The 14,819-nt window shown below is 72.3% G+C and carries 12 protein-coding genes; 8 read left to right on the top strand and 4 right to left on the bottom strand.

The window, feature by feature from the left end; translation table 11 throughout:
- Positions 1–2: 2 nt before the first annotated feature.
- The 3 genes from ID574_RS29520 to ID574_RS29510 are packed head-to-tail and all read right to left on the bottom strand — an operon-like array spanning position 3 to position 4,749.
- Complete coding sequence (locus tag ID574_RS29520; RefSeq protein ID WP_188192225.1) at positions 3–3,656, bottom strand: DNA polymerase III subunit alpha; 3,654 nt, start codon at positions 3,654–3,656, stop codon at positions 3–5.
- Complete coding sequence (locus ID574_RS29515; RefSeq protein WP_188192224.1) at positions 3,656–3,922, bottom strand: DUF6504 family protein; 267 nt, start codon at positions 3,920–3,922, stop codon at positions 3,656–3,658. Before ID574_RS29515 ends, ID574_RS29520 begins: the two co-directional genes overlap by 1 nt.
- A 59-nt stretch (positions 3,923–3,981) precedes the next feature.
- On the bottom strand, positions 3,982–4,749 hold the full coding sequence (locus ID574_RS29510; protein WP_188192223.1) for a GntR family transcriptional regulator: 768 nt from the start codon (positions 4,747–4,749) through the stop codon (positions 3,982–3,984).
- A gap of 111 nt (positions 4,750–4,860) precedes the next feature.
- Between ID574_RS29510 and ID574_RS29505 the strand changes: the two genes are divergently transcribed.
- The 6 genes from ID574_RS29505 to ID574_RS29480 are packed head-to-tail and all read left to right on the top strand — an operon-like array spanning position 4,861 to position 11,109.
- Positions 4,861–6,015, top strand: coding sequence for an ABC transporter substrate-binding protein (locus ID574_RS29505; protein WP_188192222.1), 1,155 nt, complete (start codon positions 4,861–4,863; stop codon positions 6,013–6,015).
- A complete protein-coding gene (locus ID574_RS29500; RefSeq protein WP_188192221.1) occupies positions 6,012–6,836 on the top strand; it encodes an ABC transporter permease in 825 nt (274 codons plus the stop codon). The genes ID574_RS29505 and ID574_RS29500 overlap by 4 nt, the downstream gene beginning before the upstream one ends.
- Entirely contained in the window at positions 6,824–7,666 is an 843-nt protein-coding gene (locus ID574_RS29495; RefSeq protein ID WP_188192220.1) for an ABC transporter permease, read from the top strand. The genes ID574_RS29500 and ID574_RS29495 overlap by 13 nt, the downstream gene beginning before the upstream one ends.
- Positions 7,663–8,736: an ABC transporter ATP-binding protein gene (locus ID574_RS29490; protein ID WP_188192219.1), complete on the top strand. Its 1,074-nt coding sequence runs from the start codon at positions 7,663–7,665 to the stop codon at positions 8,734–8,736. Before ID574_RS29495 ends, ID574_RS29490 begins: the two co-directional genes overlap by 4 nt.
- The gene (locus ID574_RS29485) at positions 8,726–9,463 is read left to right on the top strand and encodes an HAD family hydrolase (protein ID WP_188192218.1); all 738 of its coding nucleotides are present in this window, start codon (positions 8,726–8,728) and stop codon (positions 9,461–9,463) included. The genes ID574_RS29490 and ID574_RS29485 overlap by 11 nt, the downstream gene beginning before the upstream one ends.
- Positions 9,464–9,474: 11 nt before the next feature.
- A complete protein-coding gene (locus ID574_RS29480; RefSeq protein ID WP_223167193.1) occupies positions 9,475–11,109 on the top strand; it encodes a serine/threonine-protein kinase in 1,635 nt (544 codons plus the stop codon).
- Positions 11,110–11,179: 70 nt separating this feature from the next.
- Here ID574_RS29480 and ID574_RS29475 read toward each other — a convergent pair whose 3' ends face one another.
- Positions 11,180–11,716 (bottom strand): TetR/AcrR family transcriptional regulator, encoded by a 537-nt coding sequence (locus ID574_RS29475; RefSeq protein WP_223167192.1) that lies wholly within the window; start codon positions 11,714–11,716, stop codon positions 11,180–11,182.
- 187 nt (positions 11,717–11,903) lie between these two features.
- Between ID574_RS29475 and ID574_RS60240 the strand changes: the two genes are divergently transcribed.
- Positions 11,904–13,820 carry an ABC-F family ATP-binding cassette domain-containing protein gene (locus ID574_RS60240; protein WP_262496063.1) on the top strand — a complete coding sequence of 639 codons (1,917 nt, stop codon included), beginning with the start codon at positions 11,904–11,906 and terminating at the stop codon, positions 13,818–13,820.
- A complete protein-coding gene (locus ID574_RS29460; protein ID WP_188192215.1) occupies positions 13,814–14,731 on the top strand; it encodes a virginiamycin B lyase family protein in 918 nt (305 codons plus the stop codon). The genes ID574_RS60240 and ID574_RS29460 overlap by 7 nt, the downstream gene beginning before the upstream one ends.
- Positions 14,732–14,819 lie beyond the last annotated feature (88 nt).

The raw sequence follows: 14,819 nt of genomic DNA, 5'->3' as shown, positions 1-14,819 counted from the left end.
GTTCAGGCGGCTGTGGGGCCGGAGCTGCCCGGGCTGGAGTGCCAGAGCTTTCTGGGCGGGGTGACGATGGCGGGGCCGAGGTCGGAGTACGGCGAGAGCTGGAAGCCGTTGGGGTATTCGATGCGGCGCCCGCCGACCCCCTCCAGTTCCTCCGGAGCCCGGGCGAGCAGCGCGCGGACCGCCTCGATGCCCTGGGCGCGGCACAGCACGTCCAGGTCCGCCAGGTTCCAGCAGTCCACCGCGCGCATCGACACCGCACGCGCCCCGGTCCGCCGCACCACTCCCCTGGCCAGCATCAGCCAGGCCCCGAAGACGGTCGCCGCGCAGCGCCCCTGCACCGATTCGAAGAACGTCAGGTCGATCGGCCCGGTCGAGTCGTCGAGCGTGGTGAAGATGACGCGCTGGCCCGAGCGCACGGCAGGCGTCTGCGTGGCCACCTTGACCCCGGCCACCAGCACGTCGGCGCCGTTGCGCTGCTTGAGCAGGTCTTTGGAACGTACCACTCCGAGCTGGTCGAGCAGCTCGTCGTAGAAACTGATGATGTGACGGCTGACGTCGATGCCGAGGATCTCCAGCTCGGCCTCGACCATCTCCGACTCCGTCATCTCGGGCAGCTCCCCCGGCGGCAGGTGCTCGGTGAAGCCCAGCGGGAGCTGCACCGAGGGCGGGGCGGCCGCCCGGGCGGGGCGGGCGGGAGCATAGCGCTTGGAGGTGTGGGAGCCGGCCCGCACACCGCTCGACGAGGCCCGCTCCAGCGCGCCGACCTGGGCGATCAGGTCGCGCCGGGTCAGCTCGCCTGGCCGCCAGCGCGGCCCGCCCGGGTGCAGGTCGTGGAGCGCGTCCAGGCCGCCGACCTGGACGATCCGCTCGATCGTGGGCCGCGAGGGCCGGGCACGGTCCCAGAAGTCGGCCAGCGAGGTGTACGGCTGCCCGGCGACCATGCGCTCGACCTCCGCCTCGCTCACTCCCTTGATCGCCGAGAACGGCACCCGCAGCGCGTACCCCTTGCCGATCTCCCCGATCTCGAACTTCCGCCGCGCCGGAGGAGGCGAGCCCTCCAGCTGGGCGGGGCGCACCCGCACCTGTACGCGCGGCCCGAGCCGCTCCACCCGCCAGTCCTTGCCCGACTTGTTGATGTCGAGCTGCAGGATCTTGATCCCGCACTGCCTGGCCTCGTCGATGATGACGCGCGGAGGGTACATGCCGGGCTCGTGCGTGAGCACCCCGGCGAAGAACGCCGCCGCGTGGTGCCGCTTGAGCCAGGCCGACTGGTAGGTCGGCAGCGCGAAGGCCGCCGCGTGCGCCTTGCAGAACCCGAAGGCCCCGAACGCGTCCAGCACCTGCCAGGCCCGCTCCACGGCCGCGTCGGCGAAGCCGTTGGCCCTGGCCATGGGGACGAACGTCTTGCGCACCCGCTCCCGCCCCTCCGGCGTGTCGAGGGTGCGCCGCAGTTTCTCGGCGAACGACAGGTCGCGCCCGGTCATCTCCGCGATGATCTTCAGGACCTGCTCGTGGAACACCACGACGCCGTGCGTCTCCTTGAGCGCCTCCCGCAGCCGCTCGTGCGGATAGTACGGCTGCCGCCACCCGTGTCTGGCCTCCAGGTAGGGGGTGACCATGTCGGAGTTGACCGGCCCCGGCCGGAACAGCGAGATGTCCACGATCAGGTCGTGCAGCGTCCGCGGCTCCAGCTTGGCCACCAGCTCGCGCTGGCCGGGCGACTCGATCTGGAAGCAGCCGAGGGTGCGGGCGGCGCAGACCATGTCGTAGGTGTCCTGGTCGTCGTGCGGGACGTACTGGACGGCGGGATCGTCGCCGCGCTGCGTGTCCAGCTCGACCACGACGTCGTCCACGCGCTTGATCTCGCTCAGCGCGTACGCCAGCGCGGACTGCATCCGCACGCCCAGCACGTCGAGCTTGAGCAGCCCGGCCTCCTCCACGTCGTCCTTGTCGAACTGCGACATCGGGAACTCCAGCAGGCTGCGCTCCACCGGGGTCCGGTCCCGCAGCCCGGCGTTGCCGATCAGCACGCCGCACGGGTGCAGCGCGATGTGCCTGGGCAGGCCGTCGAGCTTCTCCGCCAGCCGGAACACCCGGTCCAGGCCGGCCTCGCCGAGCCGGCTTTCGCGCAGCTCGGGCAGGTCGCGCAGGGAGGCGGTGATCTGCCTGGCCCTGATGTGCGGGAACGCCTTGGCGATCGCGTCGATCTCGTGCGGCGGCAGGCCCATCGCGCCGGCGACGTCGCGGATGGCGCTGCGCGCCCGGTAGGTCTCCATCATGGACACGCAGGCCACGCGGGCCTCGCCGTACCGGTCGAAGATGGCCTTGTAGCAGTCGAGCCGGCGGGCGGACTCGACGTCCACGTCGATGTCGGGCAGCCCGATGCGGCCCTCGGACAGGAAGCGCTCCATGAGCAGGCCGTGCTCGAGCGGGTTGATCTCGCCGATGCCGATGAGGTAGTTGACCAGGCTGCCGGCGCCCGAGCCGCGGATGGCGCAGCGGATGCCCATCTCGCGGATCATGTCCGTGATGCCGGCCACGGCGATGAAATATCCGGACAGGCGCTTCTTCTCGATGATGGCCATCTCGTCCCGGAGCCGGCTCCTGGCGTCGTCGGAGCGGTCGAGCCCGCGCCTGATCAGCCCGTCCTCGACCCGGTGGCGCAGCAGCGGCACCGGGTCGCGGCCGATCTCCGGCAGGTGCAGGTTCGGCGGGTCGTTCTCCAGCGCGAGCAGGTCGAGCGGGTCCATCGAGCACGCCTCGGCCAGCCGCCTGGTGGTGAACAGCAGCCGCCCGGTCCGCTTCTGGTCCGCGCCGCAGACCTTGGCCGCCACCTGCCACATCTCCTTGGTGCTCTTGAGGTAGGCGTGCGAGGTGGTGCGCTCGAGGTGGCGCGGGTGCAGCGGGACGAGCTGGCGGGCCGCGTCGAGCACGTCGCCGACCTGGTGGTCGGCCGGGTCGAGGTAGCGCACCGCGTTGGTCAGCACGGCGGGCACGCCCATGGACTCGGCCAGCCCCAGCATGCGCACGGCCGTGGTCGCGTCGCGAAAGCCGTACTGGTCGACCAGCTCGATCACCACGCCGGGCACCGCGGCCTTCCACAGGCCCAGCAGCGTCCTGGCGTGCTCGTCGCGCCGCTCGGCCACCGCGCGGCCCACGTCGGACCGGGGGCCGAGCAGCACCACGAGCCCGTCGTCGGCGCCGAACCCGTGGTCGCCGCCCCGCCCACCATCGGAGCCCCCGGCCCACTCGCCGACCAGCTCCCTGGTCACCTTGGGCGCGCCGCGCTCCCCCGCGTAGTGGGCGGCCGTGACGAGGCGGCACAGGCGGGACCAGCCGCCGCCGCGGGCCAGCACGGTGACCCGGTCCTCGGCGTTCGGCCCGGTCTTGGGGCGGGGGCGAGGGATCCCCGGCACGGGGATGAACGCCGAGGCGGGGGTGTCGAGCGCCAGGTTCACGCCGAGGACCGGGGCGATCCCGGCCAGGGCGCACGTCTGGACGTGCTTGATCGCGCCGTAGAGGCCGTCGCGGTCGGTCAGCGCGAGGATGTCCATGCCGTGCTCGGCCGCCCGGCTCGCCAGCGCCTGCGGGAAGGCGGTGCCGTAGCGCATGGAGTAGGCGGAGCACACGTGGAGGTGCGGGAACGGGGGCGCCATCAGTCCCACGCCCTCAGCAGCAGCCAGCCGTTGCTGGCGGTGTCGTAACGCAGCTCGTACGAGCCGGCCTCGCGCCCCGGGCTGGCCTCCACCCGCCAGAACTGACGCTCACCGGGGTCGCCCTCGCCGGTCTTCCACCACTCGCGCGCGACCACCCAGTGGTCGAGGACACGGCGAACGAGATAGAGCCGATCGCGCCAGACGAACTGGGTCGGCTCCCCGTCCCTGGTCCACACCTCTATCGGATCGCCATAGAGTCTGCTCAAGACGCTTCTCCCCGCGGCTCTGGTCCTCCTGTTTGAGCCACCCGGGGGAAGGCGGGCGCTTATAAGTCGAACATATGTTCTCCGGGGCGCGAACGCAAGTCGATTGCCTGTCTCACAAGAGGGTTCGCGCCGATCGAGTTGCGGATGCTGAAGGCCACGCTGCCTGCACGGTAACGGTCGTCCGAGGTCTCCACCGGCCGGCCCTCGTGAGTGGTGGTGGTCCTGCGCTGGCGCAGGAGCGGGCTGCCGCGGCGCACGCCCAGCAGGCGGGCGTCCTGGACGCCGGCGGCGACCGCGTCGATGAGGTGCTCACCGTAGGCGAACACGAGCCCGATCGCGTCGTACAGCGCCTCGGTGACCGACTCGCAGTCGGCGGGGAGCCGCTCGACGGCGGGGGCCACCCACTCGGCGTACACCGTCCGCTCGACCAGGACCGGCTCGCCCTCGAGTGTGCGCAGGCGCAGCACCTCCAGCACCTCGCCGTCGCCCAGCCTGGCGGACTCGGCGGCGCTCGGCCGCCGGCGGCGCTGCTCGATCACCTGGCCGCCGAAGCGGTGGCCGCCCGCGCGCGCCCACTGCGCGAAGCTGTGCAGCTCGGCGAAGCTCTGGCTGCGCGCAGCGCCGAGCACGATGCGCCGGGCGCCCTGCCGGGAGCCGACCAGCCCCTCGGCGACCAGCACGGCCACCGCCTGCCGTACGGTGCCGCGCGCCGCGCCGTGGCGCTTGGCCAGCTCGGCCTCGCTCGGGAGCTGCGAACCGACCGGGTGCGCACCGGCGAGGATCTCCTCCCGCAGCTCATCGGCGATCAGTTCATAGCGCGCAACCATGGCCACCCTTCCCATTCACGAAAGAGCAACATTCATGCGACTTACTAGTGCTCGCTTGTTTGTACAAGTTCCTCTAGTTTCATTCCACACCCCCTGCACAGTGGAGGCGTCGTGTTCACCTCTCGCGCCCGCGCGGCCGGCGTTGCCGCGGTCCTTACCGTAGTCACCGCGGCGTGCGGCGCCGCTCCCGGCACCCAACAGACCACCCAGGCGTCGGAGGGCGGGGTGAACGCCGCCACGGCGACCTCCGCCGCCGACTTCGGCGGGTTCGACAAGCTCGTCGAGGCCGCGAAGAAGGAAGGCGCTCTCCACGTCATCGCCCTGCCGCCCGACTGGGCGAACTACGGCGAGATCATCCAGAAGTTCCAGGCCAAGTACGGCATCAAGATCGAGAGTGAGACCCCCGACGCGTCCAGCGCCGACGAGATCAACGCGGTCAAGACCCGCAAGGGCCAGGACCGTGCCCCCGACGTGCTCGACCTCGGCCAGTCGTTCGCGCTCAGCGGCGCGGCGGAGGGGCTGTTCGCGCCGTACAAGGTGCAGACGTTCGACAAGATCCCCGAGGGCCAGAAGGAGCCCACCGGGCTCTGGGTCAACGACTACGGCGGCTACGTGTCGATCGGCTGCGACGCCAAGAAGATCGACAACTGCCCGACCAGCTTCAAGGACCTGCTCAAGCCCGAGTACAAGGGCAAGGTCGCGCTCAACGGCAACCCGACCAAGTCCGGCTCGGCCTTCGCCGGCGTCTACGCGGCCTCCATCGCGAGCGGCGGCTCGTTCGACGACATCCAGCCCGGCATCGACTTCTTCAAGAAGCTGAAGGAGGCCGGCAACTACAACCCGGTCGAGACCACCCCGGCGACCATCGAGAACGGCGAGACCCCGATCAGCATCGACTGGGACTACAACAACGCCGCCTACGCGCCCCAGATGGCGGACAAGGGCATCGACTGGAAGGTCAACATCCCCTCCGACGGCAAGTACTTCCAGATGTACGCCCAGGCCATCAACAAGGACGCCCCGCACCCGGCGGCGGCCAGGCTGTGGCAGGAATACCTCTACAGCGCCGAGGGCCAGAACCTCTTCCTCAAGGGCTTCGCCCGGCCCGTGCTGCTGCCCGCGATGACCGCCGACGGCACCGTGGACAAGGCGCTGGCCGAGAAACTGCCCGTGGTGGAGGGCACTCCCACGTTCCCCACGACCGCGCAGGTCGACGCGGCCAAGGCCAAGCTGGCCAGCGGCTGGGACGCCGCGATCTCCGGATGAGCCGGTCCCGTTCGAGGGGCTGGCTCGGGGCGCTGCCCCTGCTGGCGTTCTTCGCGTTCGTCTTCGGCGTCCCCGCCATCGCAGTGGTGGCGGGGGCGTTCACGGCGCAGGGCCGGCCGAGCCTGGCCAACCTGTCGCAGAGCCTGCAGGGCGGCTACCTCACCGCCATGCTCGGCAGCGTCAAGCTGTCGGCAGTGGTCGCCCTGCTCGGCGCCGTGCTCGGCACGTTCCTCGCCCAGGCCGTCGTGACCTCGCGCTCCGCGCTGCTGCGCGAGGCCGTGCTGACGGCCTCCGGGGTGCTGGCCAACTTCGGCGGGGTGCCGCTGGCCTTCTTCTGGATCGCCACGCTCGGCAACTCCGGCCTGATCAGCGGCCTCATCGGGCTGCCCTCGGGCTCGCTCTACACGTTCTGGGGCCTGGTCATGGTCTATCTCTACTTCTCGATCCCGCTGATGGTGCTGGTCATGGCGCCGGCGCTGGACGGGCTGCGCCCGCAGTGGCGCGAGGCGGCCGCCGACAACGGCGCGACCACGTGGCACTACTGGCGCTTCGTCGCGCTGCCGGTGCTGGCGCCGGCCATGCTCGGCGGGGTGGTGCTGCTGTTCGGGAGTTCCTTCTCCGCGTACGCCACCGCGAACGCCATGGTCGGCACCGTCGTGCCGCTCATCACCCTGAAGATCGCCGCCGCGCTCACCGGCGACGTGCTGACCGGCTACGAGAACATCGCGCTGGCCCTCAGCCTCGACATGATCGTGGTCGCCGGCCTGGTGATGGCGATCTACCTGCCGCTGCAGAGGAGGACCTCGCGATGGCTGCACTGACCGGCCTGGAGACGGTGTCCGGCACGGACTCGCGGCCCCGGGTGTGGCGCGGGATCGTGTTCCTGCCGGCCGCGGCCTACTTCCTGATCCCGCTCGGCGCCTCGTTCTGGTACACGATCCACACGCCGGCGCGCGGGGTGTCGTTGTCGGCCTACGGCGAGCTGCTGACGGCCGAGGGCTTCGTGCGGTCGCTGCTGCTGTCGCTGGGGCTGGGGGCGGCCACGATCGCGCTGGTGCTGCTGCTGTCGCTGCCCGCGATGCTGGCCGTGCGGCTGTTCGCACCGCGGCTGCGGCCGGTGATGGAGGTGCTGTGCACGCTGCCGCTGGTGGTGCCGCCGATCACCTTCGTCGCCGGGCTCAGCACGTCGCTGCGCGTCGGGACCGACGTGCTGGCGCCGACCCCGTTCTGGGCCACGATCATCGCGGTGCAGGATCCGGGATTCCCCGTCGTGCTGGTGCTCGCGTACGTGGTGCTGGTGCTGCCGTTCGTGTACCGGTCGCTGGACGCGGGGCTGCGGACCATGGACGTGCGGACGCTGGTGGAGGCAGCGCGCAATCTGGGCGCCTCGTGGCCGTACGTGCTCTTCCGGGTCGTCGTGCCCAATCTGCGCTCGGCGCTGGCCAGCGCGTCGTTCCTGACGCTGGCCCTGGTGCTGGGCGAGTACACCGTGGCCAGCCTGCTCGGGTACGAGCCGTTCGCGGTGTGGATCGTGACCGTCTCCGGCTCCAGAGGGCAGCTGTCGGTCGCCGTCTCGATCCTCAGCCTGCTGCTCATCTGGCTGCTGCTGCTCGCCGTGTCCACCGTCTTCAGTAGGGAGAAGAGGAAATGACCGCATCGGTGGAGTTCCGGGCGCTGCGGCGGGTGTTCGGCAAGACGGTCGCGCTGGACGGCCTCGACCTGATCGTCGCGCCCGGCGAGTTCGTCGCCCTGCTCGGCCCCTCGGGCTGCGGCAAGACGACGGCGCTGCGGTGCGTGGCCGGGTTCGAGCGGCCGGACTCCGGCGCGGTGCTGGTGGACGGGAAGGACATCACGGACGTCCCGGCCAGCAAGCGGGACGCGGGCATGGTCTTCCAGTCCTACTCCCTCTTCCCGAACCTCAACGCCCGCGACAACGTCGCCTTCGGCCTGCGCGTACGCAAGGTGGCGGCCGCGGTGCGGCGGGCCAAGGCGGACGAGCTGCTCGAACTCGTCGGCCTTCCCCAGCACGCCGACCGCTACCCGCACCAGTTGTCCGGCGGCCAGCAGCAGCGCGTCGCCCTGGCCCGCGCACTCGCCCTGGAGCCGCGCGTCCTGCTGCTGGACGAGCCGCTGTCGGCGCTGGACGCGAAGGTACGCGTGGCGCTGCGCGAGGAGATCCGCCGCCTGCAGCTCTCCCTGGGCATCACCACCATCTTCGTCACCCACGACCAGGAGGAGGCCCTGTCGGTCGCCGACCGGGTGGCGGTGCTGCGCGACGGGCGGCTCGAGCAGGTGGGCGCGCCCGCCGAGATCTACGACCGGCCGGCCACGCCGTTCGTGGCGGAGTTCGTGGGCACCATGAACCACCTGGCCGGGGAGGTGTCCGGAGATCACGTGACCGTGCTCGGCCAGCTCCTTCCCGTGGACGGGGCGGTTCCGGCGGATCCGGCCGTGGACGTGCTCGTCCGCCCCGAGGCGGTGCAGGTCGTCCCGGAGGAGGACGGGGGCGCCGAGGTGCTCGCGGCGTCCTTCCGCGGCGCCTCCGTACGGCTCCGGCTCGCCGTCGCGGGCGGTGAGGTGCTCGCCGACGTGCCCGGCCACGAGGCGGCGCGGCTCGGCCCCGGGACGCGGGTGGGGGTCCGGCTGGTGGAGCGTCCCGTGCTGGTGGCCGCCCGCACGGTCACGGCGCCCACCCCCGTCGTGGCCGCCGATGCCGTCTGACCCCGTGGCCCCCGGGCCCGGCACTCCGCACCCCGGTCCGGGGCCCGGCCTGCCGCGCGCGGCACCTGGGCCCGACGCCGTGTTGCTGGACATGGACGGCACGCTGGTCGACACCGAGGGGCTGTGGTGGGAGGTCGCCGCCGCCGTCGCCGAGTCCCTCGGCCGCCGCCTGAGCCCGGCCGACGTGCCGCACGTACACGGACGGACGGTCGAGGACGTGGCCGCTTACCTGCTGCGGGAGGAGCCGCCCGGGCACCCGATGCCGGACGGTGCGGCCGGACGCGCGATCCCGGACGACACGGCCGGGCGGGCGTTCAGCCCGGTGGTGGACCGCCTGACCGACGCCTTCGCCGACCGCGTCGCGGCCGACGTGACGATCATGCCCGGAGCCCGTGAGCTCCTCACCGGGCTGGCCGCGGCCGCCATCCCGACGGCCCTCGTCAGCGCCTCCCCACGCCGCGTGATCGACCTGGTGCTTCCCCGGCTGGACCACCCGTTCGACCTGGTGATCGCGAACGAGGACACGGCGCGGGGCAAGCCGTCCCCGGACCCGTACCTGGAGGCGGCGCGGCGGCTGGGCACGGTGCCGGCGCGGTGCGTCGCCATCGAGGACAGCCCGGCGGGCGTCGCGGCAGCCACCGCCGCCGGATGCCGCGTGCTGCTCGCCGGGCCGTCCGGTCTGCCGTCGCTCGCCCGCGTCACTGCGGTGAGCGGGCGGTGTCGGTAAGCTTGCGCGGCGTGAACGGTGAAACCTCCCACATCGGGCGCTACAGGTTACTTAGCGTGCTGGGGCGAGGCGGCATGGGCACGGTCCATCTCGCCGAGGATCCCACCGGGCAGCGGGTCGCCGTCAAAGTGATCAACCCGGAGCTGACCCAGCACGAGCAGTTCCGCATGCGCTTTCGCAGGGAGGCCGACGCCGCCCGGCGGGTGCGCAGGTTCTGCACGGCCGCGGTGCTCGAGGCCGCGCTCGACGGCGACCAGCTCTACGTCGTCACCGAATATGTGCCCGGTCCGAACTTGGAGGAGGCCGTACGCCAGTCCGGCCCGCTGCACGGCTCCAGCCTGGACGCGCTGGCCGTCAGCGTGGCGACCGCGCTCACCGCCATCCACGGGGCCGGGGTCGTGCACAGGGACCTCAAGCCGTCCAACGTGCTGCTGTCCCCGGTCGGCCCGCGCGTGATCGACTTCGGCATCGCGCGGGCGCTCGACACGCTCGGCGGCGTCACCGGCACCGGCGAGCTGGTCGGCACGCCTCGATACATGGCGCCCGAGGTCCTGCGGGGCGACCCCGTCTCGCCGGCCTGCGACGTGTTCTCGTGGGGATGCCTGATCGCCTTCGCCGCCAGCGGGCAGGCCCCGTTCGGCGGCGACACGCTGCCGTCGATCGTCTACCAGGTGCTCAACACCGAACCCCGGCTCGACGCCGTCGAGCCGGGCCTGCGCGAGCTGGTCGGGGCCGCGCTGCGGAAGGACCCGGCCCAGCGGCCCACGGCGCAGCAGCTGCTCGACCACCTCGTCGGCCGGTCCGCCGCCCCCGAGCAGGCGGCCCACACCGTGCAGGTGGCCTGGCAGCACGCCACCACCCCGTACACCGCGGTCGAGCCGCCGAAGAAGAGCAAGCCGGGCCGCGGCAGGTTGTACGGGATCCTCGCGGGCGCCGCCGCGCTCGTCGTGGGGGCGAGCGTGGCCGCCTGGAGCGTGCTCGGCCCGAGCGGGCCGCCCGACCTGGGCGTGCTCTACGCGGAGGACTTCACGCAGACCTCCGGGGGCTGGACCGGCACGTACGACCCCGAAGCGTCCAGCAGCTACGGCTACCGCACGGACGGCACGTACGGGCTGGACGTGGAGGAGGGCTCCGAGGAGCGGTGGGCGAAGGCGCCCATCCCGTTCCTGGTCGCCACGCCGACGAACACCCCCGACCCCTCGGCCACGCCCACCCCGATGCTGCCCTCGACGGTCGTCATCGGTGTCACCGCCGACGTCAAGAAGTCGTCGGGCACCGGCGAATACGGCGTCTACTGCCACAACGTGGACGACGACGACACCTACTACGAGTTCGGGCTGGACACGACGGGGAAGGCCAGGATCCGGCGCATCGTCGACGGGGCGGGCGGCACGCTGGCCCAGCCGGTCAAGGTCGAAGGGCTGCCCGGCAAGCCGGCCCGGATCGTGGCCGCGTGCGAGCAGCTCGGGTCCGCGGTACGGCTGACGCTATGGGTCAACGACCGGCAGATCCACCAGGTGGACGACCCGAACGGCATCGGGAACGGGTATGTCGGCCTGTTCGCGCGTACGCCGAAGGGCAGCGACTCGGTGCTGAAGACGACGTTCGACGACTTCGAGCTGCGCGGCGAGAAAGAGGACTCCTGACCGCTTCGAGCGGCGCCGGACGAGGGAGCCCTGAGCGCTTCCGGCGGCGCGGGACCGGAAGTCCTGAGCGTCAGAGGACCCCGGCGCGGGCCGCGGCCAGGGCGGCGTCGGCGGCCCGGTCGGCGTCCTGCTCGCTCACCGGCTCGTGCGCGACGAACAGCCGGTAGTAGACCGGCGCCACCGCGACCCTGATCACCTCCCTGACGTCGACGACGTCGGGCAGCTCGCCGCGCGCGACCGCCCGCCGCACGACCTCGGCCGACTGCTCGTGCCTGGCCACGAAGAACTCGTGCAGCGCCCGCGCGGCCTCCGGGCTCTGCATGGCCGCCGCCACGAACGCCGACGACACCGGGCCCAGCTCCGGGTCGGCGAACCCGGAGCGGACGAGCTGGACGACGCCCCGCAGATCGCCCTGAACGGTGCCGGTGTCGGGGATGGGCCACGGCTCTTCCTTGGCCAGCTCCAACGCGTCGGAGATCAGCCCCTCCACGCTCCCCCACCGCCGGTAGACGGTCGTCTTGTGCACCCCCGACCGCTCGGCGACCCGCTCGACCGTCAGCTGTGCGTACCCGTGCTCGGCCAGCTCGGCGAGCGTGGCCTGCCGCACGGCGTCGCGAACCCGCGCGCTCCGCCCTCCCGGACGCTTGCTGCTTCCCGCTTCCAAAAACAACTCCAGTTGCGTTTGCTTTCCACCTGTGGCAGGCTAAAGCTACACCAGTTGCGATTGGAGCTCCATCCTGATTCATCTCCGATGTGTTTCCAAGGCCTACGGAGAGCGTGCGGTCCTCACGGGCGTGACCATGTCCGTGAAGCCCGGCGAGCGCGCGGGCATCGTGGGCGAGAACGGCTCAGGCAAGTCCACGCTGCTCCGGCTGCTGGCCGGGGTCGAGCGGCCCGACGACGGCGAGATCACCGTTCCGGACGACGCCGGCTACCTCGGGCAGACCCTCGGCCTGCCGCCCTCCGACACGGTCCAGCAGGCCGTCGATGCCGCGCTCGCCGACCTGCGCGCCATGGAGCGCAGGATGCGCGAGCTGGAGTCGGCGCTCACCGACGACGTCATGGACGAATACGGCGAGCTGCTCACGGCCTACGAGTCCCGGGGCGGCTACGAGGCCGACGCCCGCGTGGACAAGGCGTTCCACGGCCTCGGCCTGGCCCATGTCGGCCGCGACCGGGTCCTGTCGAGCCTCTCGGGCGGTGAGCAGGCCCGGCTCGGCCTGGCGTGCGTGCTCGCCGCCGCTCCTCGGGTCCTGCTGCTCGACGAGCCGACCAACCACCTCGACGAGTCGGCGCTGACCTGGCTGGAAGACCGGCTGCGCGAGCACCGGGGCACCGTGGTCGTGGTGTCGCACGACCGGGTCTTCCTCGACCGGGTCGCCACGGCCGTGCTGGAGGTCGAGGACGGCGCCGTCACCCGCTTCGGCGGCGGCTACACGGGCTTCCTGGCCGCCAAGGCGGCGGCGCGGGCCCGTTGGGAGCAGTCCTACGCGGCCTGGTGCGAAGAGGTGCGGCAGGTGCGCGAGCACGCCGCCACCACCGCCCACCGCGTCGCCCCCGGGCGGGCGATGCGCGACAACAACAAGATGGCCTACGACCGCAACGCGGGGCGGGTGCAGAGCTCGGTGGCCAGCCGCGTCCGCAACGCCCACGAGCGGCTGCGCAGACTGCTGGACGACCCGGTACCCCGCCCACCCGACCCTCTCCGCTTCCACGGCACGTTCGACTCCGGTGACACGGCCGCTCAAGTGCCCGGCATTCCATCAGGTCACCCGGGCAGCGGGCCCCGTCACCCCGTCCCCTTCCGCACCGAAGCGGAAGCGAGCGAGGAGCACGGCCATGGAGCCGAGCCACGCCACACTCCCAGCCGCAGAGCCGAGCCACACCATCGGCTCGGCGCGCCGGACCGGCCGACGCGGGGACATGGGCCCGAGCGCGTCGACGGCTGCACGCGCGGGCCGACGAGCAGGGAAGCAGGCACGCCGACGAGCGCCCCGGCGCGCGCGGACGTGGGCGAACCCGCGGATGCCCGGACACGGGCCGACGCGGGCATACCCACAGGCGCCCGGACACGCGCGGCCCTGGACCAGCCCGCGGGCACCCGGGCGGGCGCCCCGGGCTGGCCGGCGGCCTCCCGTGAGCTGCGCGCATCGGGCGCGTCGGTCGGGGCGCGGACGCTCGTCTCGTTGCGTGACGTCCGCGTCGGTGACCGGCTGCGCGTCGAGTCGTTGACGATCGCGGCAGGCGACCGGCTGCTGGTGCGCGGCGCCAACGGCGCGGGGAAGTCGACGCTCCTGCAGACCATCGCCGAGCACGCCGGCCCCCACGTCAAGGTCGGTTACCTGCCGCAGGAGGTGACGTTCGACCCGGACCTGAGCGTCCTGGCCGCCTACGGGCACGGCTATCCGGACGAGCACAGGCAGGCCCTCCTGCGCACCGGGCTGTTCAGGGCCCACACGCTCGGCCAGAAGGTGGGCGAGCTGTCGGTCGGCCAGCGGCGCAGGCTGGCGCTGGCCAGGGTGCTGGCGGGCGAGCACGACCTGCTGCTGCTCGACGAGCCGACCAACCACCTGTCGCCGCTCCTGGCCGAGGAGCTGGAGCAGGCGCTTGACCACTACCGCGGCGCGCTCGTCGTGGTTTCGCACGACCGCGCGCTCACGCGGCGCTTCCAAGGCGGACAACTGCACCTCGCGGGGGGACACATATGTTGACCATGATCGACGCGGGCGCGCCGTACGGCATCGCCACCGGGACGGACGGCGCCCTCTGGTTCACGCTCGTCCACGAGGGGCGGATCGGCAGGCTGATGCCCGGCCACGAGCCGGCGATCCATCAGCTCGACCCGTCCGACGGGCAGCCGAGCGTGATCACGCCCGGGCCCGACGCCGCCATGTGGTTCACCGAGGGCAGGAGCGGGCGGGTCTGCCGCATCACCGCCGACGGGCAGGTGATCGCCTACAGGGCGGACTCGCCGTACGGGATCGTCGCCGGGCCGGACGGGGCCATGTGGTTCACACAGATGCAGGCCGGGAGGATCGGGCGCATCGGGGCGGATGGGGTGGTGACGGAGTTCGAGGTGCCGGTGGAGGGAGGCGGCATGCCTGCCTTCATCACGGCGGGGCCGGACGAGGCCCTGTGGTTCACCCTGAACCAGGGCAACGCCCTCGGGCGGGTCTCGCCGGCGGGCGAGATGGTCGTGCATCCGCTCCCGACGCAGGGGGCCGCGCCGGTGGGCATCACGTCCGGGCCGGACGGGGCGTTGTGGTTCGTCGAGATCGGCGCAGGTCAGATCGGGCGGATCACGGTGTCGGGGAAGATCGATGAGTTTCCGCTGCCCGACAGGGGCTGCCGGCCGCATGCGATCACCACGGGTCCCGACGGCGCGCTCTGGTTCACGGAGTGGGCCGCCGACCGCGTAGGCCGGATCACGACCGACGGGGTCATCGAAGAGCACCCGCTCCCCGGCCTGCCGACGCAATCGGCGGCAGGTCAGGCGCGCAAGGCCGAGCCCCATGGGCTGACGGTCGGGCCCGACGGGGCGATCTGGGTGGCGCTGGAGGCCGGCGCCCTCGCCCGCCTCCCCGGCTCCCCCTCCCCCGGCCTCTCGGCGGGCAACGCCTGACGACAGTTCGACCGGCGACACCTGCCCACCCGGACCGCCACCACCCGGCGCCGGTCGACGGCAGCGCTGGGGACCGCTCGGCGACTGG

Origin of the sequence: Nonomuraea sp. SYSU D8015, from assembly GCF_008065375.1 — a bacterium.
GTDB lineage: Bacteria > Actinomycetota > Actinomycetes > Streptosporangiales > Streptosporangiaceae > Nonomuraea.
The sequence above is the reverse complement of the archived record's forward strand: the minus strand, read 5'-3'. Positions and strand labels throughout refer to the sequence as shown.

Excerpts from the sequence above, each read along its gene's own strand:
- ID574_RS29520 (WP_188192225.1), bottom strand. The coding sequence starts at position 3,656 with ATGGCGCCCCCGTTCCCGCACCTCCACGTGTGCTCCGCCTACTCCATG.
- ID574_RS29510 (WP_188192223.1), bottom strand. The coding sequence starts at position 4,749 with ATGGTTGCGCGCTATGAACTGATCGCCGATGAGCTGCGGGAGGAGATC.
- ID574_RS29500 (WP_188192221.1), top strand. The coding sequence starts at position 6,012 with ATGAGCCGGTCCCGTTCGAGGGGCTGGCTCGGGGCGCTGCCCCTGCTG.
- ID574_RS29495 (WP_188192220.1), top strand. The coding sequence starts at position 6,824 with ATGGCTGCACTGACCGGCCTGGAGACGGTGTCCGGCACGGACTCGCGG.
- ID574_RS29490 (WP_188192219.1), top strand. The coding sequence starts at position 7,663 with ATGACCGCATCGGTGGAGTTCCGGGCGCTGCGGCGGGTGTTCGGCAAG.
- ID574_RS29485 (WP_188192218.1), top strand. The coding sequence starts at position 8,726 with ATGCCGTCTGACCCCGTGGCCCCCGGGCCCGGCACTCCGCACCCCGGT.
- ID574_RS29460 (WP_188192215.1), top strand. The coding sequence starts at position 13,814 with ATGTTGACCATGATCGACGCGGGCGCGCCGTACGGCATCGCCACCGGG.